The sequence below is a fragment of the Serratia sp. MYb239 genome (assembly GCF_002966855.1).
In the GTDB taxonomy this organism is placed as follows: domain Bacteria; phylum Pseudomonadota; class Gammaproteobacteria; order Enterobacterales; family Enterobacteriaceae; genus Serratia_B; species Serratia_B rhizosphaerae.
Genome location: NZ_CP023268.1, coordinates 3728611 through 3749358, shown reverse-complemented (window position 1 = coordinate 3749358; position 20748 = coordinate 3728611). Strand labels below are relative to the sequence as shown.

The window sequence follows — 20748 nt, the reverse complement described above, 5'->3', positions numbered from 1 at the left end:
TAATGTACACATGGTCTAAACGCGCTCGTCTACCGAAGACCGAACCTTCAACGCGCGCGCAGCAACGTGCTTTGCTCGGCAAACGTCCGCTCTCTTTATTGGGGACGCTGTTTTTTGTCCCGCTGTTGCTGGCAGGCTGCGCCGATCGCGCCGTCAGCGGCGGTTTGGGACAGCAGCCCCAAGAGGCTATTCCTGACGCCAAAGTGGTGGATTACCACATCGCGCCTTGCGACACCCTGTGGCAGTTGGACGGTAAAGAAGCGCTGGAGAATTCCCTGTACTGGCTGCGTGCCATGGACTGTGCCGAACGTATCGGATCCACGCAGGCGCGCGCGCAGGCGAGAGCGCTGCCGGCCGCCAGCTGGGACGGCGTTTTCAAGCAAAGCATTCTGCTCGGCAGCGCCGAGCCAACCCAGGCGGAGCGGCGTCAGATGCTCGATCGGCTTAACGGCTATCGCCTGGATTTCCCCAGCTCTCTGCGTCCATTGCTGCAGCTGTGGCGTCAGCAGCAGCAGCAGCAGGTAGCGTTGGCCGAAGAGCGACTGCGTTACCAGCGTCTGCAGGAAAACAGCGACAACCAGGTCGATGCTCTGCGCCAAAGTCAGGCGCGGTTGCAAAATCAGCTGCAGGAAACCTCGCGTAAACTGGAGAACCTGACGGACATTGAGCGGCGTCTCTCCTCGCGCAAACAGCTGCAGGGCGAGCTGCCGGACAATAACGCGCCGCAGGGCAAGGCCGGTAACGGCGCCTCGGTGCGCAAGACGGCTGAGCCGGAAAGCATACCGGAAAAAGGCACCGCCATTCCCGTCGAGCCTGAAGATACTTACGCGCCACCTGAGGCCAACAAGGAGTCCGACGCGCAATGACAGCACGTAAAGCGGCCAATTTACTTCTGGTTGATGACGATCCCAGCCTGCTGAAGCTGCTGGGCATGCGCCTGACCAGCGAAGGTTTTCACGTTACGACCGCCGAAAGCGGACAGGAAGCGCTGCGCCTGCTGGCGCGCGAGCAGATCGATCTGGTGATCAGCGATCTGCGCATGGATGAGATGGACGGCATGGCGCTGTTTGCGGAAATCCAAAAGCGTCAGCCCGGCATGCCGGTGATTATTCTGACCGCGCACGGCTCCATTCCGGACGCCGTGGCGGCGACCCAGCAGGGGGTATTCAGCTTCCTGACCAAACCGGTCGATCGCGATGCGTTATACAAGGCGATTGACGAAGCGCTGTCGCTGTCGGCGCCGGCGGGCGATGACAGCTGGCGTGAGGATATCGTCACCCGCAGCCCGGCGATGCTGCGTCTGCTGGAGCAGGCGAACATGGTGGCGCAGTCGGACGTCAGCGTACTGATTAACGGCCAAAGCGGCACCGGTAAAGAGGTGCTAGCGCAGGCGATCCACCGCGCCAGCCCGCGCGCCAAGAAAGCCTTTATCGCCATTAACTGCGGCGCGCTGCCGGAACAGCTGCTGGAGTCTGAGCTGTTCGGCCATGCCAAAGGCGCCTTTACCGGCGCGGTCAGCAACCGCGAGGGGTTGTTCCAGGCGGCGGCGGGCGGCACGCTGTTCCTCGATGAAATCGGCGATATGCCGCTGTCGCTGCAGGTTAAACTGCTGCGCGTGCTGCAGGAGCGCAAGGTGCGTCCGCTGGGCAGCAACCGCGATCTGGATATCGACGTGCGCATTATCTCGGCGACCCACCGTGACCTGCCGAAGGCGATGGCGAAAAACGAATTCCGTGAGGATTTGTACTACCGCCTGAACGTGGTGAACCTGAAGATCCCGGCGCTGAACGAGCGCGCCGAGGATATTCCGTTGCTGGCCAATCACCTGCTGCGTGAATCGGCCAAACGGCATAAACCGTTTGTGCGCAGTTTCTCCACCGATGCGATGAAGCGTCTGATGACCGCCAGCTGGCCGGGCAACGTGCGTCAGCTGGTGAACGTGATCGAACAGTGCGTGGCGCTGACCTCGGCGCCGGTGATCGGCGAGGCGCTGGTTGAGCAGGCGCTGGAGGGCGAAAACACCGCGCTGCCGACCTTTGCCGAGGCGCGCAACCAGTTTGAGCTGCATTACCTGCGCAAACTGCTGCAGATTACCAAGGGCAATGTGACACAGGCGGCGCGTATGGCGGGCCGTAACCGTACCGAATTTTATAAGTTGCTGTCGCGCCACGAACTGGACGCCAACGACTTTAAAGAATGATATTTTCAACCCACTAAGCGGGTGTGGATATCCCCCAGCCGACGCGTAAACGGCGCGGTGAAGGGTATACACTCCATGTTTGTGATGCATGGCAGAGCATAAAGTTATGAGCAGATCACTTTCCATTGCGTTGGCCCAGCTGAATTTGCTGGTGGGCGACATTGAAGGCAACAGCGAACGCATGTTGCAAATCGTGCAGGAGCAGCAGAAGGCGGGAGCCGATCTGGTCATGTTCACCGAACTGGCGCTGTCCGGCTATCCGCCGGAAGACCTCCTGTACCGCGATGATTTTTACCAGCGCTGCGACGTGCAGCTGGGCCGCCTGCAGCAGGCGTCCGGCGAGGTGGCGATTCTGGTTGGTCACCCGTGGCGTGAAGAGGGCAAACTGTATAATGCCCTGTCGCTGTTTGCCGAAGGTAAACTGCAGGCGCGCTACTTCAAGCAGCAACTGCCCAACTACGGCGTGTTTGATGAAAAACGCTACTTCCATGAAGGGGATGACAGCTGCGTCGTCGAGCTGAAAGGCTACCGTCTGGGGCTGCTGATTTGTGAGGATCTGTGGTTCCCGCAGCCGATCGATACGCTGAAAGCGGCCGGCGCCGAGATCGTGCTGTCGATCAACGCGTCGCCGTATAACCGCGAGAAGCCGTATATCCGCAAGACGCTGATGGCCGGCCACTGTCGCCGCACCGATCTGCCGCTGGTGTACCTGAACCAAATCGGCGGCCAGGACGAGCTGATTTTCGACGGCTGCTCGAAGGTGTTCGATGCCGCCGGCAATATGACGCACCGCCTGGCGGCCTTTGCCGAACAGGTCACGCTGCTGCGCTTCAACGAGCTGGAGGTTGAGCCGATGACCGCGCCGGCCGCCGAGCTGCCGCAGCTGGCGCAGATTTACGAGGCGCTGGTGCTGGCGGTGCGCGACTATGTGAATAAGAATGGCTTCCAGGGCGCGGTGCTTGGCCTGTCCGGCGGTATCGACTCGGCGCTGACGCTGGCGATCGCCGTCGATGCGCTCGGCAAAGAAAAAGTGCAGGCGCTGATGATGCCGTTCCGCTATACCGCCGATATCAGCATCGCCGATGCAAAAGAAGAGGCGGAGATTCTGGGGGTGGAATTTGACGTGGTCTCCATCGAGCCGATGTTTGACGCCTTTATGGGGCAGCTGGCGCCGATGTTTGCCGGCACCGAGCGAGACACCACCGAAGAGAACCTGCAGGCGCGCTGTCGCGGCGTGGTGCTGATGGCGCTGTCCAACAAGCGCCGCAGCATCGTGCTCACCACCGGCAACAAGAGCGAGATGGCGGTGGGTTACGCGACGCTGTACGGCGATATGGCCGGCGGTTTCGACGTGCTGAAGGACGTGCCGAAAACGCTGGTGTTCAAACTGTCGGAGTACCGTAACACCGTCTCCTACGTCATCCCGCAGCGGGTGATTGACCGTCCGCCGTCGGCGGAGCTGGCGCCGGATCAGGTCGACCAGGACAGCCTGCCGCCGTATGACATTCTGGATGCTATTCTGGAAGGCTATGTCGAACACGACAAGTCGGTGGCCGATCTGGTGGCGGCCGGCTTTGACGAGGCGGTGGTGCGCAAGGTGATCCGTCTGGTGGATATTAATGAGTATAAACGGCGTCAGGCCGCCGTCGGGCCGCGTATTACCGCCCGTAACTTCGGCAAGGACCGCCGCTATCCGATCACATCCGGCTTTGGCCGCAAAAATTGGTAATTAAGGAATACAAATGAAGAAGATTGACGCGATTATCAAGCCGTTCAAACTGGATGACGTGCGTGAAGCGCTGGCGGAAGTCGGCATCACCGGGATGACGGTCACCGAGGTCAAAGGCTTTGGCCGCCAGAAAGGGCATACCGAACTGTACCGTGGCGCGGAGTATATGGTCGACTTTCTGCCGAAGGTGAAGATTGAGATTGTGGTGGCCGATGATATCGTCGACACCTGCGTGGAAACCATTATGCAGACCGCGCAGACCGGCAAGATTGGCGACGGCAAGATCTTCGTTTTCGACGTGGCGCGCGTGGTGCGTATCCGCACCGGCGAGCAGGACGAAGAGGCGATTTAAGCGATGCGCCGGGCAGGGTAGCCCTGCCCGGCGGCGAACCTTACAGCACCTTATGCGGGCCGAAGCATTCGTAATGCATGCGTTCGGCGTCGACGCCCATCTCCAGCAGCTGTTTGGCGACAAACTGCATAAAGCCGACCGGGCCGCAGAAGTAGTAGTGCATCTGCGGATTCACCAGCGTCGCGCGCAGCGCGCCAAGATCCATCAGACCCTGTGACTGATAGTCACGTCCAGCCACATCATCCTTGCCCGGTTCGCGGTACCAGACGTGACGGCTGAGGTTCGGCATTTCTGCGGCGATAGCCGCCACTTCATCGGCAAAAGCATGCACCTGGCCGTTTTCCGCCGCGTGCAGCCAGTGCACCTCGGCCTGATGCCGTTTGGCGTGCAGCGTATTGAGCATGCCCAGCATCGGCGTCTGACCAACGCCGGCGGAGATCAGCGCCACCGGCGCGGTCGGCGCCACGTCGAGGAAGAAGTCGCCGTGCGGCGGCGCGATATCGATGACATCGCCTTCCTGTGCTTTCTGATGCAGATAATTGGATACCAGCCCGCGATCCTCGCGTTTGACCGCAATGCGGTAGTATTCGCCGTTAGGGGCGGCGGTCAGGGAATATTGGCGGATTTCCTGATGTTCCAGGCCATCGTCCTTGATATATACCGCCAGATACTGCCCCGGTTTAAAGTCAACCACCTTACCGCCGTCCACCGGCGCCAGAATAAAGCTGCTGATAATGTCGCTCTGCGGCTGTTTCTTCACAATGCGGAACGCGCGGCGATCGCGCCAGCCGCCGTCGCCGGTGGCGCTTTCCTGATAAATCTGCCCCTCGCGCTGGATAAACACGTCGGCCAGTACGCCGTAGGCTTTGCCCCAGGCATCCAGCACTTCCTGGCCCGGGCTGAACATTTCGTCCAGCGTCGCCAGTAGGTGGGTGCCGACGATCTGATACTGCTCCGGCTGGATATTGAAGCTGGTATGTTTTTGCGCGATGCGTTCCACTGCCGGCAACAGCGCCGCCAGGTTTTCCAGATTACCGGCGTAGGCGCAGATGGCGTCGAACAGCGCCTGCCGCTGGTCGCCGTTACGCTGGTTGCTCATGTTGAAAATATCTTTCAGCTCTGGATTGTGGGTAAACATGCGGTCGTAGAAATGGGCAGTCAGTTTGGGGCCGGTCGCCGCCAGCAGAGGAATGGTTGATTGGACGGTGGCGATGGTTTGTTGATCCAGCATGGTCATACTCCTGTATATGTCCGGCCTGCTTCAGGTATCAGGCGGGTCATCAGTTTATCCCCACGGTTTCCCATGTTTTTTGATGGATTGTGGGGCAGCCTTATGGTGAAGTTTTAATATTGTATTTTAAATGCATCTTATAAGCTTCTTAACAGGTTGTAAATACCCGCTTTTTTGTTGCGTATTTGTTAACTGACGATCCGCCTCACAGAACATGAAAAAAACGCATCGGGCCGATGAGAAAATATCCGTTGAAATACGGGAAGCTTAAATGGATTAAAGCCTTGCGCAGCCTCAAGCCAATCGTTTGCGTAAAAACCTCTGTCAAGGCCTATCCTCAATGGGGGAAAACAGTTTACACTGTGGCCCACAACCCAAAACGGGTGATTTTAAGTTAGCTGATTGAGTCAGGAGATGCCGGATGTTAAAGCGTGAAATGAACATTGCAGATTACGATGCCGAACTGTGGCGCGCAATGGAACAGGAAGTCGTTCGTCAGGAAGAGCACATCGAACTGATTGCCTCTGAAAACTACACCAGCCCGCGCGTGATGCAGGCTCAGGGTTCTCAGTTGACCAACAAATACGCAGAAGGTTATCCGGGCAAGCGTTATTACGGCGGCTGCGAATATGTGGATATCGTCGAGCAACTGGCGATTGACCGCGCGAAGGCGCTGTTCGGCGCCGATTACGCCAACGTGCAGCCGCACTCCGGCTCCCAGGCCAACTTCGCGGTGTACACCGCGCTGCTGCAGCCGGGCGACACCATCCTGGGGATGAACCTGGCGCACGGCGGCCACCTGACTCACGGCTCTCCGGTTAACCTGTCCGGCAAACTGTACAACGTGGTGCCTTACGGCATCGACGAACAAGGCCAAATCGACTATGACGACCTGGCCAAGCAGGCGCAGGCTCACAAGCCGAAAATGATCATCGGCGGCTTCTCCGCATACTCCGGCGTAGTCGACTGGGCCAAAATGCGTGAAATCGCCGACAGCATCGGCGCTTACCTGTTCGTCGACATGGCGCACGTCGCTGGTCTGATTGCCGCAGGCGTCTACCCGAACCCGGTGCCTCACGCGCACATCGTAACCACCACCACCCACAAAACGCTGGCCGGTCCGCGCGGCGGCCTGATCCTGGCGAAGGGCGGCGACGAAGATCTGTATAAGAAACTGAACTCCGCCGTGTTCCCGGGCGGGCAGGGCGGCCCGCTGATGCACGTGATCGCCGGTAAAGCGGTGGCGCTGAAAGAAGCGATGGAGCCAGAGTTCAAAACCTATCAGCAGCAGGTCGCGAAAAACGCCAAAGCGATGGTGGAAGTGGTGCTGGAGCGCGGCTACAACGTGGTTTCCGGCGGTACGCATAACCACCTGTTCCTGCTGGATCTGGTCGATAAAAACCTGACCGGTAAAGAAGCTGACGCTGCACTGGGCCGCGCCAACATCACCGTCAACAAAAATAGCGTGCCGAACGATCCGAAGAGCCCGTTCGTCACCTCCGGCATCCGTATCGGCACCCCGGCTGTTACCCGTCGCGGCTTCAAGGAAGCGGAAGTGCGCGAACTGGCCGGCTGGATCTGCGACGTGCTGGACAACATCCATGACGAAGCCGTTATCGAACGCACTAAACAGAAAGTGCTGGATATCTGCGCCCGTCTGCCGGTTTACGCGTAATCCGCGTTTCCGCACCCTGAAAAAACCCGCTGCGGCGGGTTTTTTTGCGTCTGTTACCGGGCAAAGTGTGAGGTGTTTGGCACTATCATCCTATAGGTCGTAAGCGTTATTGCGGGCCGGTGTGAGCTCTGTCAAAGTATCGCCCACACACCGGAGGGAACATGGTTCTGCAATCAACACGTTGGCTGGCGCTCAGCTATTTCACCTACTTCTTTTCTTACGGTATTTATCTCCCGTTCTGGAGCGTTTGGCTCAAGGGCGAAGGGCTGGAGCCTGATGTCATCGGTATTCTACTGGGCGCCGGACTGGTGGCGCGCTTTCTCGGCAGCCTGCTGATTGCCCCTCGGGTGAAAGATCCCGCCAATCTGGTGACGGCGTTGCGCATTCTGGCGCTGTTGACGCTGGCTTTCGCCGTCGGCTTCTGTTTTGGCAACGCCTGGGGCTGGCTGATGCTGGTCATCGCCGGTTTTAACCTGTTCTTTTCACCGCTGGTGCCGCTGACCGACGCGCTGGCCGGCACCTGGCAAAAGCAAATTACGCTGGACTACGGCCGGGTGCGGCTGTGGGGATCGCTGGCGTTTGTGATTGGCTCCGCGCTGACCGGCCAACTGGTTGCGGTCTGGGGACATCACGCCATCTTATACTGTCTGCTTGCCAGCCTGCTGGCGATGTTGCTCGGCATGCTGCTGAAGCCGACGGTGATGCCGCAGGGAGAGACGCGCGTACAGAACCAGCCGCAACGCTCGTGGCGTGAACTGCTGACGGAAGGGCCGGTCTGGCGTTTTCTGCTGTGCGTGACGCTGCTGCAGGGCGCGCATGCCGGTTATTACAGCTTTGCCTCGATTTACTGGCAGGAGGCCGGCTATTCGGCCGCTGCCATCGGCTATTTCTGGTCGTTGGGCGTAGTGGCCGAGGTGATTATTTTCGCCAGCAGCAGCCTCCTGTTCCGGCGCTGGAACGCACGCAATCTGCTGCTGCTGTCGGCCTGCTGCGGCGTGGCGCGCTGGGGACTGATGGGGGCCACCACCGATTTGGGCTGGCTGCTGCTGGTGCAGATACTGCACTGCGGCACCTTTACCGTCTGCCACCTAGCGGCGATGCGCTTTATCAGCGCACGCAGCGGGCCGGACGTTATTCGTCTGCAGGCGGTTTATTCCGGCCTGGCGCTGGGCGGCGGCATCGCGGTGATGACGGTGATCGCCGGCTTCCTGTTTGAACACTGGCAGGGCGGCGTGTTCTGGGTGATGGCGGCGCTTGTGCTGCCGGCGCTGTTTATCCGGCCGCCGGCGGTCAGCGTCGCGCGTTAAGGAGTTTCCAGCAGGGCGCGCAGGGTCTTGCGTTGCCCGCGCGCCAGCGGCAGTTCGGTGTAGATCAAAGGCGGCTGCGTTGCCTGCGGCGGTGCGGCGTAAGGGGTGATCACCAGCGTGACGTCATGCGGCGCGCCGGAACGCAGAAAGTCGCGCAGCGGCTGATATTTGATATTGAGTGGCAGCAGCGTCAGTTCACGCAGCTGATACTCCAGCTCTTCCTCCAGCTGCGGGTTATCCAGCGTCAGCAGCAGTACCTGTTTTTCCTGCAGGGCGTTGCCCTGCATCAGCCAGGCGCCGAAGCTTATCGCCACCAGGCCGGCCTCCTCGCGCGAAAAACGAATACCATATTCCTGCTCAAACGGCTCCAGCGCCTGCTGCGTGGTGCGCATCAGCCGCGGGTATTTACGCACCACTTCTTCTAGCAGCATATTATCAATACCGATATCAAAGTGGCAGCGCTCTACCGCCGGCGCCAGATGGGCGAACAGATGGGTAATCAGGTCCGCTCTGCTGCTGAAACTCATGCCGGAAAGCTGCTGGAAATGTTCAACCATCCGTTCGATCGCCGCCATCAGGCGTAAATCTTCGTCAGAGTGATCGCTCTCATAGCTGTGGTTTTTTAACAGGGTGAACATCAGCACCAGAAAGTCTTGTTCATCGGCCTGAGGGGGGCGACGGGACAGCGCCAGCAGCAGCGGATAAAGCCTGGCGGCGGCCTGTTGCTCCGGCTTCTGATGCAGCCAGGCGCGCTGGGCGTCGGTGAACGACGGGTGGCGCTGTTGGCGGATTTCCCACAGGCAGTAGCAAAGATAGGGCGGCAGGAACAGGCGGATGCGCTCCTCAAGCGGCTGTTTCAGGGTGGCGGCACAGTTTTCCAACGCCTGCTGCAAGCGGGCCGCCTGGGCGCTGTCGAGGGTCAACGCCCGGTGCAGCTGCGGGCTGAAGGTGTCTTCAACAAACTGCGGGCAGCAGCGCAGCGCCCGTCGTAGCCAATGGATCAGACAGAGGCGTTGATTCAGCGTGCTCCCGGTCAGTTGGTAGCCCTCTTCGGGGGTTCCCGCGATCTCCAGGTGATGGAATCGCCGGATTTCACTGCTCACCTCGGCGATATCTTGCCGGGTGGTGGGGAGGTCGACGCCGTTGATGTGGCTGATAGTCTCCAGTTTTACCGTAGGCGGCGGAGTAAACAGCAGCAACAGCAGGCGGCAGCGCCGCTGTTGACTGGAGAGCTCAGGCACGGGGGAAGTGTCCAGGCTCATGGGTGTATCCAGCAGGTAACATTGAAATTATGTTTAAGCATAGCAAACGGTATTGAGCCGGCGCGGTTCTGGCGCCGGGTTTTGCTTCGGCTTATAACTTTCGTCACAATTCTGGCGTGGTATGATGCCGGTTTATCAATACATTATGTTATGTTATAACAAAAGTACAGGTTGATATGATGAAGCTAAGAGGTTTGCTGGTCGGATTGGCGGCGTGGTATAGCGTGGATGCAGTGGCGCATCCGCACAGTTTCATCGATATGAACACCACCTTTGTGGTGCAGGAACAGCAACTGGTTGGTTTGAGAATGGTGTGGGTGATGGACGAAATGACGTCGGCGGACCTGTTGTACGATGCGCAGAATGCCAAAAGCGACTCGGAAACCTGGAAAAAACTGGCGGCGCAGGTGATGGCCAACGTGTTGGGGCAGCACTACTTTACCGATATCTACCGCGACGGCAAACCGGTGAAATATACCAATTTGCCGCCGGAATACCGGCTTTCCCGTCAGGGGCACAAGGCGGTGCTGGAGTTTGTCCTGCCGCTGGCGCATCCGCAGCCGCTGGCGGGGAAACCTTTTAGTATCTCCACCTATGATCCCACCTACTTTGTCGATATGAGCTATCAGGCTTCATCGGCGATCCATCTGCCGGCCGAGATGGCGCAGCAGTGTCGCTTCGAGCTGTTCACGCCCACACCGGACGCCTCGCTGCAGGCGTATGCGCTGTCGCTGGATAAAAACGATTCGCCGGGAGAGGACCTGCAGCTTGGCCAACAATTCGCCCAACGGATTACTTTACAATGTCACTAAATCTCGGCAGCTCGCCGCTTCGTCGCCGTCATTGGGCCGCCAGCCTGTGGCCATTACTGTTGCTGCTGCTGGCGCTGGCGGCCGGTGCGCAGCTGGTGTGGCACTATTGGCCGCAAATTATGCTGCAGAGCGTGGCGTGGCAGAAAACGCTGAACCAGCAGCTGGCGGCGTTGTTGCAGCAGGTGAAAGCCGATCCGCAGCGCGCCGGAATCACGCTGATGCTGTTCAGCCTGAGCTACGGTGTATTGCACGCGCTGGGGCCGGGCCACGGTAAAGTGGTGATTTCGACCTATCTGGCGACGCATCCGACGCGGCTGAAAAGCAGCCTGAAACTGACCTTTGCCGCTTCTTTGCTGCAGGGGTTGGTGGCGGTGGCGTTGGTGGCGCTGCTGCTGGGGGTGCTGCAGCTGTCATCGCGTCAACTGCACCAAAGCAGCTTCTGGCTGGAGCAGGGCAGTTACCTGCTGGTTGTGCTGCTGGGCGCACTGCTGAGCTGGCGGGCGCTGCGCCGTCTGGCCGCCGCGCTGAAGGCGCTGAAGCCGGCGCCGGCGTTGCGTATCCAGCGTCTGCAGCCGCTGGCCGACGATCACGTGCACAGCGCGCATTGCGGCTGCGGGCACCGTCATTTACCCAGCGACAGCGAACTGCAGGCCGGCAGCGACTGGCGCACGCGGGCGGCGATTGTTCTGGCGATGGGCATCCGACCCTGTTCTGGCGCGATTCTGGTGCTGCTGTTTTCCAAGGTGCTGGGCGTGTTTGCCTGGGGCGTGGCGTCGGCGCTGGCGATGGCGCTGGGCACATCGCTGACCATTTCGCTGCTGGCGCTGTTTGTACATTACGGTCGCCGGCTGGCGGAACGCATCAGCGTGTCGCGCGCGTCGGCAAACTGGCAGGCGGTGGCGTGGGGATCGCTGGCGTTGCTGGGCGGGTTGTTGTTGCTGTTTGCCGGGGTATTGCTTTACGCCAGCGCGCAGCCGGAGTTCAGCGGCGGGGTGCGGCCTTTCTCGCGTTAAGGCGGAATAGATACGACAAAGGCGAGGCCTAAGCCTCGCCTTTGTTTGCTGGCGGGTCTGATTAACGCTTCAGCGCTTCGCTCAGTTCTTCACGCATGGTGCCCAGCAGCGCTTTGACGACGCGTGGGTTGCCGGCGACCACATTGCCGGAGCTGAAGGAGTTATGACCGCCGACGAAGTCGGTGACCACGCCGCCGGCTTCACGCACCAGCAGCTCGCCTGCGGCGAAATCCCACGGCTTGAGGCCGATCTCGAAGAAACCGTCAACGCGGCCGGCGGCAACATAGGCCAGATCCAGCGCGGCGGAACCGGTACGGCGGAAGTCGGCGCACTGGGTGAACAGTTTACCGATCAGATTGATGTAAGCCGGCGCGTGCTGTTTCGCCTTGAACGGGAAACCGGTGGCCAGAATGGTGCCGTCGAGGTCTTTGGCGCTGGTGCCGCGCAGACGGTAACCGTTGAGCTGTGCGCCCTGGCCGCGGGTTGCGGTGAACAGTTCGTTGCGCATTGGATCGTAAACCACCGCCACTTCGGTGCGGCCTTTGATGCGCACGGCGATAGAAACGGAGAAGTGTGGGAAGCGTTTAATAAAGTTGGCGGTGCCATCCAGTGGATCGATCACCCATTGTACATCGCGATCTTCGCCAATCAGCTCGCCGCGTTCTTCACTGATGATAGTGTGTTGCGGGTAAGACTTGCGGATGACGTCGATGATCAGATGCTCTGCATCGCGATCGACGTTAGTGACGAAATCGTTACTCCCTTTTTGGCTCGCTTCAACAGCGTCCGGAGTTTCGTAGTTTTTGGCAATCAGGTTACCGGCCTTACGCGCAGCGCGCACGGCGATAGTCAGCATCGGATGCATGGGTATCTTCCACTAGGATGTTAAAGAACAGGAAACGGCGCGGAGTATAGCAGGTGTTCTGTGAAATGCCTAACCTCTTCACCGGTTAAATTGCAGGCAGGCGTAACGCGCATGCCATTAAGTCGTCTCCTGTGATAGGATACTGCGATTTCCGACACGCTCAGAGTTTGTATGCTGCACAATATCCGCATTGTTCTGGTTGAAACCTCTCATACCGGCAATATGGGCTCAACGGCCCGGGCCATGAAAACCATGGGTTTAACCAACCTTTATCTGGTCAATCCGCTGGTAAAACCTGATTCTCAGGCCATCGCGCTGGCCGCCGGCGCCAGCGATGTTATCGGCAACGCCACCATTGTTGACACCTTTGACGAAGCGATCGCCGGCTGTGGTCTGGTAGTAGGCACCAGCGCACGCTCCCGCACCTTGCCCTGGCCGATGCTTGAACCGCGCGAATGCGGCGTGCAGGCGGTGAAAGAGGGCGAGCAGGCGCCGGTAGCGCTGGTGTTTGGCCGTGAACGTGTCGGCCTGACCAACGATGAACTGCAAAAGTGCCATTACCACGTGGCGATCCCGGCCAACCCGGATTACAGCTCGCTGAACCTGGCGATGGCGGTGCAGATCCTGGCCTATGAGGTGCGCGTTGCCTACCTCGACCGCCAGCAGGCGGAAGCGCCGGCGCAGCAGGAAGAAGAAGCTTACCCGCTGGTGGATGACCTTGAGCGTTTCTATCAGCATCTGGAACAGACGCTGCAGCGCAGCGGGTTTATTCGCCCGACGCATCCGGGACAGGTGATGAGCCGCCTGCGTCGTCTGTTTACCCGCGCGCGCCCGGAAGCGCAGGAGCTGAATATTCTGCGCGGCATGCTGACGTCGATAGATAAGCTAGGCAAATAATTGAAAAATAAGTATTCGTTATGCTTTATTACAAAACGTGCTAATACCTGAGTGAATTACTCGGTTAAATAGTTGACTGAATTACTCGGGAATGTCAGACTTTCCGCCATGTTTGACCAACAGGTAACCATTGACTATGAGACTGACATCCAAAGGCCGTTATGCCGTAACCGCTATGCTTGACGTGGCATTGCACTCCCAGGAAGGGCCCGTACCATTGGCTGATATTTCAGAGCGGCAAGGAATTTCGCTCTCTTATCTGGAGCAATTATTTTCCCGTCTGCGTAAGAACGGTTTGGTAGCCAGCGTGCGCGGCCCGGGTGGCGGTTATCTGCTGGGCAAAGACGCCGGCGAGATTGCCGTCGGCGCGGTGATTACCGCCGTTGATGAATCGGTCGACGCGACCCGCTGTCAGGGGAAAGAAGGCTGCCAGGGCGGCGATCGCTGCCTGACGCACACCCTGTGGCGTGACCTGAGCGAGCGTATCAGCGGTTTCCTGAACAGCATTACGCTGGCTGAATTGGTCAATAATCAGGAAGTACTGGATGTTGCCGACCGTCAGAATAATGACACGCGCCGTTCCGCCAACGGCCGCCAGGAAGAGACGATCAACGTTAATCTGCGCGCATAAGCAGCTGACGAATACTTGAGCATTTTGTTTTTGGAAGTGATGTACGGAGCACAAGAGCAATGAAATTACCGATTTATCTGGATTATTCAGCAACGACGCCGGTTGATCCGCGCGTTGCTGAAAAAATGATGCAGTTTTTGACCCTGGACGGCACCTTCGGTAACCCGGCTTCCCGTTCCCACCGTTTCGGTTGGCAGGCTGAGGAAGCGGTGGATATCGCCCGCAATCAGATTGCTGAACTGGTGGGCGCCGATCCGCGTGAAATCGTGTTTACTTCCGGGGCGACCGAATCCGACAACCTGGCGATTAAAGGCGCTGCCAATTTCTATCAGAAAAAAGGCAAGCACATCATCACCAGCAAAACCGAACACAAAGCCGTGCTGGACACCTGCCGTCAGCTGGAGCGCGAAGGGTTTGAAGTCACCTACCTGGCGCCGCAGAGCAACGGCATCATCGACCTCAAAGAGCTTGAGGCGGCGATGCGCGATGACACCATTCTGGTGTCCATCATGCACGTGAACAACGAAATCGGCGTGGTGCAGGATATCGCCACCATCGGCGAAATGTGCCGCGCGCGCGGCATCATCTACCACGTGGACGCGACCCAGAGCGTGGGCAAACTGCCTATCGATCTGAGCCAGCTGAAAGTGGACCTGATGTCCTTCTCCGGTCACAAAATCTACGGGCCGAAAGGCATCGGCGCGCTGTACGTACGCCGTAAGCCGCGCATCCGTATCGAAGCGCAGATCCACGGCGGCGGCCACGAGCGCGGCATGCGTTCCGGCACCCTGCCTGTGCACCAGATCGTCGGCATGGGCGAAGCGTACCGCATCGCCAAAGAAGAGATGGACAGCGAGATGGCGCGCCTGCGCACGCTGCGCGACCGTCTGTGGAACGGCGTGAAGGATATGGAAGAAGTATACCTGAACGGCGACCTGGAGCAGGGCGCGCCGAACATCCTGAACGTCAGCTTCAACTATGTTGAAGGCGAATCGCTGATTATGGCGCTGAAAGACCTGGCCGTATCTTCTGGCTCAGCCTGTACCTCCGCCAGCCTGGAGCCATCCTACGTGCTGCGTGCGCTGGGAATGAGCGATGAATTGGCGCACAGTTCGATCCGTTTCTCGCTGGGGCGTTTCACCACCGAAGAAGAGATCGACTACACCATCGAGCTGGTTCGCAAGTCTATCGGCCGTCTGCGCGACCTTTCTCCGCTGTGGGAAATGTTCAAGCAGGGCGTGGATATCAACAGCATCGAATGGGCACATCATTAATTCTCAGGATTCAGGAGCAAGGTCATGGCTTACAGCGAAAAAGTAATCGATCACTACGAAAACCCGCGTAACGTGGGTTCCTTCGACAATGAAGACCCAAGCATCGGCAGCGGCATGGTCGGCGCACCGGCCTGCGGCGACGTGATGAAGCTGCAGATCAAGGTGAACGACGCCGGTATCATCGAAGATGCGCGTTTCAAAACCTACGGCTGCGGCTCCGCCATCGCTTCCAGTTCGCTGGTGACCGAATGGATGAAGGGCAAGTCGCTGGATCAGGCGGAAGCGATTAAAAACACCCAAATTGCTGAAGAGCTGGAACTGCCGCCGGTAAAAATCCACTGCTCTATCCTGGCGGAAGACGCGATCAAAGCGGCGATTGCTGATTATAAAAGCAAGCACGACGCCAAGTAAGTTCAGTGTAGGGCGTAGCATGTTGCATGCTGCGCCCGCGTTTATTGGGACGATGTCTGTTGTCCCGGGGCCGGTTCGCTCCCCGACGCCGGTTTGCAAGATGCAGGGGATATTGAGTGTGAGGTTGTTATGTCGATTACTATGAGCGACAGCGCTGCGCAACGCGTTCAGGCGTTCCTGAATAACCGCGGTAAAGGTCTCGGCCTGCGTCTTGGGGTTCGCACCTCCGGCTGTTCCGGGATGGCGTACGTGTTGGAATTTGTTGACGAAGTCAATGACGACGACATGATCTTCGAAGACAAAGGCGTTAAGGTGATCATTGACGGCAAAAGCCTGGTCTACCTTGACGGCACCGAACTTGATTTCGTTAAGGAAGGCCTGAACGAAGGCTTCAAGTTCAACAACCCGAATGTCTCAAGCGAGTGCGGCTGCGGCGAAAGTTTCAACGTCTGATAGCCCGTCGTGTTCCTCCGCAGAGGCTTTGCGGAGGGATGAGATGCCCCCGCACGGCGCGGGGGGACCCGAAACCCTCACGATAACGCCCAGAGCACGCTATGGATTACTTTACTTTATTCGGGCTGCCAGTTCGCTATCCCGTGGACGGCAGCCTGCTTGCATCCCGCTTTCAGGATCTGCAACGTCAATTCCATCCCGACCGTTTTGCCAGCCAGCCGGAACGCGAACGCCTGATGGCGCTGCAGCAGGCGGCGACCATTAACGAAGCCTACCAGACCCTGAAGCACCCGTTAAAACGCGCCGAGTATATGCTATCGTTGCACGGTTTTGATCTGGGTAATGAACAACATACCCTGCGCGATACGGCGTTCCTGATGGAACAGCTGGAGCTGCGTGAAGAGCTTGACGGCATTGAACGCAAAGCGGATGACGCCGCGCTGGCCGCCTTTGGCGAACGCCTCGCCGCCGCCGTCAGACAGCGCAGCGCCCAGATGGTGCAGCAGTTGGACAGCGAACAGTGGACCGACGCCGCCGATACCGTGCGCAAACTGCGCTTTTTGGACAAACTCCAGCAACAGGTTGAACAACTCGAAGAAAAACTGCTGGGTTTTGAGTGATTTTTTTAATTCTGGAAGCTCAACATGGCCTTATTACAAATCAGTGAGCCCGGGTTAAGCGCCGCGCCACATCAGCGCCGTCTGGCGGCCGGCATCGATCTGGGCACCACCAACTCGCTGGTCGCCACGGTGCGCAGCGGGCAGGCTGAAACGCTGCCCGATGCCGAAGGGCGTCACCTGCTGCCGTCGGTGGTGCACTATGGCGAGCAGGCCGTGCAGGTCGGCGCCGCCGCGCGCGCGCAGGCTGCGCAGGATCCGGCCAACACCATCAGCTCGGTCAAACGCATGATGGGCCGCTCCCTGGCTGACGTACAGCAACGCTATCCGAACCTGCCTTACCAATTCCAGGCCAGCGACAACGGCCTGCCGATGATTGCCACCTCCGCCGGGCTGCTTAACCCGGTCAGCGTGTCCGCCGATATCCTCAAGACTCTGTCTGCCCGGGCGCAGCAGGCGCTGGAGGGTGAACTGGACGGTGTGGTGATCACCGTTCCCGCTTATTTTGATGACGCGCAGCGTCAGGGCACCAAAGACGCCGCGCGTCTGGCGGGCCTGCACGTGCTGCGTCTGCTGAACGAACCGACCGCCGCGGCCATCGCCTACGGGCTGGATTCCGGGCAGGAAGGCACCATTGCCGTGTACGACCTGGGCGGCGGTACCTTTGATATCTCTATTTTGCGCCTCAGCCGCGGCGTCTTCGAAGTGCTGGCCACCGGCGGTGACTCTGCACTGGGCGGCGATGACTTCGACCACCTGCTGGCCGACTGGCTGCGCGAGCAGGCCGGCGTGGCCGACCGTAGCGATCACGGCCTGCAGCGTCAGCTGCTGGACGCCGCCATCCAGGCCAAAATCGCGCTGAGCGACGCCGAGTCCGTGACGGTGGAGGTTGCCGGCTGGCAGGGTGAAGTCACGCGTGAACAGTTCAACAGCCTGATTGCCACGCTGGTCAAACGCACGCTGATGGCCTGCCGCCGCGCGCTGAAAGACGCCGGCGTCAGCGCGGAAGAGGTGCTGGAAGTGGTGATGGTGGGCGGTTCGACCCGCGTGCCGCTGGTGCGTGAGCAGGTCGGCGCCTTCTTTGGCCGCACGCCGCTGACGTCGATCGACCCGGATAAAGTAGTCGCCATCGGCGCCGCCGTGCAGGCTGACATCCTGGTGGGCAACAAGCCCGACAGCGAAATGCTGCTGCTGGACGTGATCCCGCTGTCGCTGGGGTTGGAAACCATGGGCGGTCTGGTGGAGAAGGTGATTCCGCGCAACACCACCATTCCGGTGGCGCGCGCGCAGGAGTTCACCACCTTTAAAGACGGCCAGAGCGCGATGATGATTCACGTGCTGCAGGGTGAGCGCGAACTGGTGCAGGACTGCCGTTCGCTGGCCCGCTTTACGCTGCGCGGCCTGCCGCCGCTGCCGGCGGGCGGGGCGCATATCCGCGTCACCTTCCAGGTGGATGCGGACGGCCTGCTGAGCGTGACCGCAATGGAGAAATCCACCGGCGTTGAGGCGTCGATTCAGGTGAAGCCGTCCTACGGTCTGTCGGATGACGAGATCGCCGGGATGATCAAAGATTCGATGGCCCATGCGCAGAGCGATGTCGGTGCGCGCATGCTGGCAGAGCAGCGGGTGGAAGCCGCGCGCGTGCTGGAAAGCCTGCAGGGCGCGCTGGCGAGCGATGCGGCGTTGCTGAGCGAAGAAGAGCGCCAGGCGATTGACGCTGCCATGGCCGCCTTGCAACAGGCGGTACAGGGCGATCGGCCGGCGGCCATTGAAGCCGCAATAAAAACATTAGATGCGACTACGCAAGATTTTGCCGCGCGCCGTATGGATGCTTCCATCCGACGGGCGCTGGCTGGCCATTCTGTGGATGAGGTTTAACCATGCCTAAAGTTGTTTTCCTGCCCCATCAGGACTTATGCCCGGAAGGGGCGGTATTGGACGCGGAACAAGGGGAAACCATCCTCGATGTTGCGCTGCGTAACGGTATCGATATCGAGCACGCCTGTGAAAAATCCTGCGCCTGCACCACCTGCCACTGCATCGTGCGTGAAGGTTTTGACTCTCTGGATGAAAGCAGCGAGCTGGAAGACGATATGCTGGACAAAGCCTGGGGGCTGGAGCCGGAAAGCCGTCTGAGCTGCCAGGCGCGCGTCGCGGACGACGATCTGGTGGTGGAGATGCCGCGCTATACCGTTAACCACGCGCGCGAGCACTAATTGTTAGCCGCCATCCTGAACGGGAGATCATAATGGGACTCAAGTGGACCGACAGCCGCGAGATCGGCGAAGCCCTGTACGATGCCTATCCGGACACCGATCCGAAAACCGTGCGTTTTACCGATATGCATCAGTGGATCTGCGAGCTGGAAGAGTTTGATGACGATCCGCAGGCTTCCAACGAGAAAATACTGGAAGCGATTTTGCTGGTCTGGTTAGATGAAGCAGACTAGCGACTAATAGCGTAACGGGCTGCCATGGGCGGCCCGTTTATTTTGTATCCGACCGATAAAAACGTATATACCCTAAATCATTCGAGTGGCGGGAAGGCGGCAAGAGAAGGCATTCCGAATCACTTACACCGGTAAGTGATGCGGGTGACTGAGCGCAGCCAACACACCTGTCACGTGAAGTATGACGGGTATAAAGCATATACGGAGTAGGCTATGACGACTGAAACCATGCAGATTACCCTGTCCCACCAGCCCGCAGATGCGCGCTGGGGTGAAAAAGCCCTGCTGAGCACCAACAATGACGGCATCACCATCCATCTGACCGGCGGCGGCAAGCTGGGCGCAATTCAACGCGCGGCGCGTAAAATCGACGGTCAGGGTATCCGTCAGGTCACGCTGGCCGGCGAAGGCTGGGGCCTGGAGCAAAGCTGGGCGTTCTGGCAGGGGTTCCGCGGGCCGAAGGGCACGCGCAGCGTTGAATGGCCGCAGCTGTCCGCCGAGGAGCGCCAGGAACTGGATCGGCGCCTGAAGATCGTTGACTGGGTGCGTGACACCATCAACATGCCGGCAGAAGAGCTGGGGCCAGAGCAGCTGGCAACCCGCGCCGTCGACCTGATGTGTGACGTCGGCTGCGATGCGGTCAGCTACCGCATCATCAAAGGCGAAGATCTGCGCGAGCAGAATTATGCCGGCATTCATACCGTTGGCCGCGGTTCCTCGCGTCCGCCGGTGCTGCTGACGCTGGACTACAACCCGAGCGGCAACCCGGAGGCGCCGGTGTTCGCCTGCCTGGTCGGCAAAGGTATCACTTTTGATACCGGCGGCTACAGTCTGAAGCAAAGCGCCTTTATGGATTCGATGAAGGCCGATATGGGCGGCGCGGCCACGGCGACCGGCGCGCTGGCGCTGGCGGCGGCGCGCGGTCTCGACAAGCGGGTGAAGCTCTACCTGTGCTGCGCGGACAACATGGTCAGCGGCAATGCCTTTAAACTGGGTGATATTATCCGCTATCGCAACGGTAAAACCGTCGAAGTGATGAATACCGACGCCGAAGGGCGCCTGGTGCTGGCCGACGGCCTGATCGACGCCTCCGCCCAGCAGCCGGAACTGATTATCGACTGCGCCACCCTGACCGGCGCGGCGAAAACTGCGCTGGGCAATGACTACCATGCGCTGTTCAGCTTTGACGATGCACTGGCGCAGGAGCTGCTCAGCAGCGCACAGGAAGAGCACGAGCCGTTCTGGCGTCTGCCGCTGGCCGAGTTCCACCGCAGCCAACTGCCGTCCAACTTCGCCGAGCTGAATAATATCGCCGGCCCGGCCTACAGCGCCGGCGCCAGCACCGCGGCGGCCTTCCTGTCGCACTTTGTTACCCAGTATCAGCAGGGCTGGCTGCATATCGACTGCTCCGCCACCTACCGTAAAGGCGCGGTGGATCAGTGGTCCGCCGGCGCTACCGGGCTGGGCGTGCGCGCCGTTGCCAACCTGCTGCTGAACAAAGCAAAATAAAGCTGAAGAGATCGTTAACAGACCGTAAGGGGCCAGCGTGCTGGCCCCTTAATGATTGGAG

21 protein-coding genes are annotated in these 20748 nt (G+C 59.5%); 18 read left to right on the top strand and 3 right to left on the bottom strand.

All coding sequences use genetic code 11. From position 1 onward, the window contains the following. The first annotated feature begins 2 nt into the window (after nt 1-2). From qseG to glnB, 4 genes are all read left to right on the top strand, one after another. On the top strand, nt 3-866 hold the full coding sequence (gene qseG / locus CLM71_RS18000; RefSeq protein ID WP_105232207.1) for a two-component system QseEF-associated lipoprotein QseG: 864 nt from the start codon (nt 3-5) through the stop codon (nt 864-866). After that, on the top strand, nt 863-2200 hold the full coding sequence (glrR, locus tag CLM71_RS17995; protein WP_105232206.1) for a two-component system response regulator GlrR: 1338 nt from the start codon (nt 863-865) through the stop codon (nt 2198-2200). Before qseG ends, glrR begins: the two co-directional genes overlap by 4 nt. A gap of 106 nt (nt 2201-2306) precedes the next feature. Further along, nucleotides 2307-3929 carry an NAD+ synthase gene (locus tag CLM71_RS17990; protein WP_105233484.1) on the top strand — a complete coding sequence of 541 codons (1623 nt, stop codon included), beginning with the start codon at nt 2307-2309 and terminating at the stop codon, nt 3927-3929. Nucleotides 3930-3942: 13 nt separating this feature from the next. Next, nucleotides 3943-4281 (top strand): nitrogen regulatory protein P-II, encoded by a 339-nt coding sequence (glnB, locus tag CLM71_RS17985; RefSeq protein ID WP_004847623.1) that lies wholly within the window; start codon nt 3943-3945, stop codon nt 4279-4281. 40 nt (nt 4282-4321) lie between these two features. Here the strand turns inward: glnB and hmpA are convergent, their stop codons facing one another. Beyond that, on the bottom strand, nt 4322-5512 hold the full coding sequence (gene hmpA, locus CLM71_RS17980; RefSeq protein WP_105232205.1) for an NO-inducible flavohemoprotein: 1191 nt from the start codon (nt 5510-5512) through the stop codon (nt 4322-4324). Between the two features lie 421 nt (nt 5513-5933). Between hmpA and glyA the strand changes: the two genes are divergently transcribed. Beyond that, nucleotides 5934-7187, top strand: coding sequence for a serine hydroxymethyltransferase (gene glyA, locus CLM71_RS17975; RefSeq protein WP_105232204.1), 1254 nt, complete (start codon nt 5934-5936; stop codon nt 7185-7187). A 161-nt stretch (nt 7188-7348) separates the two neighbouring features. After that, entirely contained in the window at nt 7349-8494 is a 1146-nt protein-coding gene (locus CLM71_RS17970) for a 3-phenylpropionate MFS transporter (protein WP_105232203.1), read from the top strand. On the opposite strand, the gene csiE is transcribed toward CLM71_RS17970, so the two are convergent. Beyond that, nucleotides 8491-9756: a stationary phase inducible protein CsiE gene (gene csiE, locus CLM71_RS17965; RefSeq protein WP_105232202.1), complete on the bottom strand. Its 1266-nt coding sequence runs from the start codon at nt 9754-9756 to the stop codon at nt 8491-8493. The two genes, CLM71_RS17970 and csiE, sit on opposite strands and share 4 nt — an antisense overlap. 176 nt (nt 9757-9932) lie before the next feature. Here csiE and CLM71_RS17960 point away from each other — a divergent pair, with 176 nt between their 5' ends. Both CLM71_RS17960 and CLM71_RS17955 read left to right on the top strand, forming a co-directional pair. Beyond that, nucleotides 9933-10568: a DUF1007 family protein gene (locus tag CLM71_RS17960; RefSeq protein ID WP_105232201.1), complete on the top strand. Its 636-nt coding sequence runs from the start codon at nt 9933-9935 to the stop codon at nt 10566-10568. Beyond that, nucleotides 10559-11581 carry a nickel/cobalt transporter gene (locus CLM71_RS17955; RefSeq protein ID WP_105232200.1) on the top strand — a complete coding sequence of 341 codons (1023 nt, stop codon included), beginning with the start codon at nt 10559-10561 and terminating at the stop codon, nt 11579-11581. Before CLM71_RS17960 ends, CLM71_RS17955 begins: the two co-directional genes overlap by 10 nt. Before the next feature lie 61 nt (nt 11582-11642). Here the strand turns inward: CLM71_RS17955 and suhB are convergent, their stop codons facing one another. Continuing rightward, the gene (suhB, locus tag CLM71_RS17950) at nt 11643-12446 is read right to left on the bottom strand and encodes an inositol-1-monophosphatase (RefSeq protein WP_105232199.1); all 804 of its coding nucleotides are present in this window, start codon (nt 12444-12446) and stop codon (nt 11643-11645) included. A 171-nt stretch (nt 12447-12617) separates the two neighbouring features. On the opposite strand from suhB, the gene trmJ reads away from it, so the two are divergent. The 10 genes from trmJ (at nt 12618) to pepB (ending at nt 20687) form a co-directional block, all read left to right on the top strand. Further along, nucleotides 12618-13343 carry a tRNA (cytosine(32)/uridine(32)-2'-O)-methyltransferase TrmJ gene (trmJ, locus tag CLM71_RS17945; protein WP_105232198.1) on the top strand — a complete coding sequence of 242 codons (726 nt, stop codon included), beginning with the start codon at nt 12618-12620 and terminating at the stop codon, nt 13341-13343. Between the two features lie 136 nt (nt 13344-13479). Continuing rightward, nucleotides 13480-13974, top strand: coding sequence for a Fe-S cluster assembly transcriptional regulator IscR (gene iscR / locus CLM71_RS17940; RefSeq protein ID WP_105232197.1), 495 nt, complete (start codon nt 13480-13482; stop codon nt 13972-13974). A 59-nt stretch (nt 13975-14033) separates the two neighbouring features. Further along, nucleotides 14034-15248 carry a cysteine desulfurase gene (gene iscS, locus CLM71_RS17935; RefSeq protein ID WP_105232196.1) on the top strand — a complete coding sequence of 405 codons (1215 nt, stop codon included), beginning with the start codon at nt 14034-14036 and terminating at the stop codon, nt 15246-15248. A gap of 24 nt (nt 15249-15272) precedes the next feature. Beyond that, nucleotides 15273-15659, top strand: coding sequence for a Fe-S cluster assembly scaffold IscU (iscU, locus tag CLM71_RS17930; RefSeq protein WP_105232195.1), 387 nt, complete (start codon nt 15273-15275; stop codon nt 15657-15659). 129 nt (nt 15660-15788) lie between these two features. After that, nucleotides 15789-16112 carry an iron-sulfur cluster assembly protein IscA gene (iscA, locus tag CLM71_RS17925; protein WP_105232194.1) on the top strand — a complete coding sequence of 108 codons (324 nt, stop codon included), beginning with the start codon at nt 15789-15791 and terminating at the stop codon, nt 16110-16112. 101 nt (nt 16113-16213) lie between these two features. Then, nucleotides 16214-16732: a co-chaperone HscB gene (gene hscB / locus CLM71_RS17920; RefSeq protein WP_105232193.1), complete on the top strand. Its 519-nt coding sequence runs from the start codon at nt 16214-16216 to the stop codon at nt 16730-16732. Between the two features lie 24 nt (nt 16733-16756). Next, nucleotides 16757-18607 carry a Fe-S protein assembly chaperone HscA gene (hscA, locus tag CLM71_RS17915; RefSeq protein ID WP_105232192.1) on the top strand — a complete coding sequence of 617 codons (1851 nt, stop codon included), beginning with the start codon at nt 16757-16759 and terminating at the stop codon, nt 18605-18607. 2 nt (nt 18608-18609) lie between these two features. Further along, a complete protein-coding gene (gene fdx / locus CLM71_RS17910; protein ID WP_105232191.1) occupies nt 18610-18945 on the top strand; it encodes an ISC system 2Fe-2S type ferredoxin in 336 nt (111 codons plus the stop codon). A 32-nt stretch (nt 18946-18977) separates the two neighbouring features. Then, on the top strand, nt 18978-19178 hold the full coding sequence (gene iscX / locus CLM71_RS17905; RefSeq protein WP_015673419.1) for a Fe-S cluster assembly protein IscX: 201 nt from the start codon (nt 18978-18980) through the stop codon (nt 19176-19178). A 213-nt stretch (nt 19179-19391) separates the two neighbouring features. Continuing rightward, nucleotides 19392-20687 carry an aminopeptidase PepB gene (pepB, locus tag CLM71_RS17900; RefSeq protein WP_105232190.1) on the top strand — a complete coding sequence of 432 codons (1296 nt, stop codon included), beginning with the start codon at nt 19392-19394 and terminating at the stop codon, nt 20685-20687. The last annotated feature ends 61 nt before the right edge of the window (nt 20688-20748 follow it).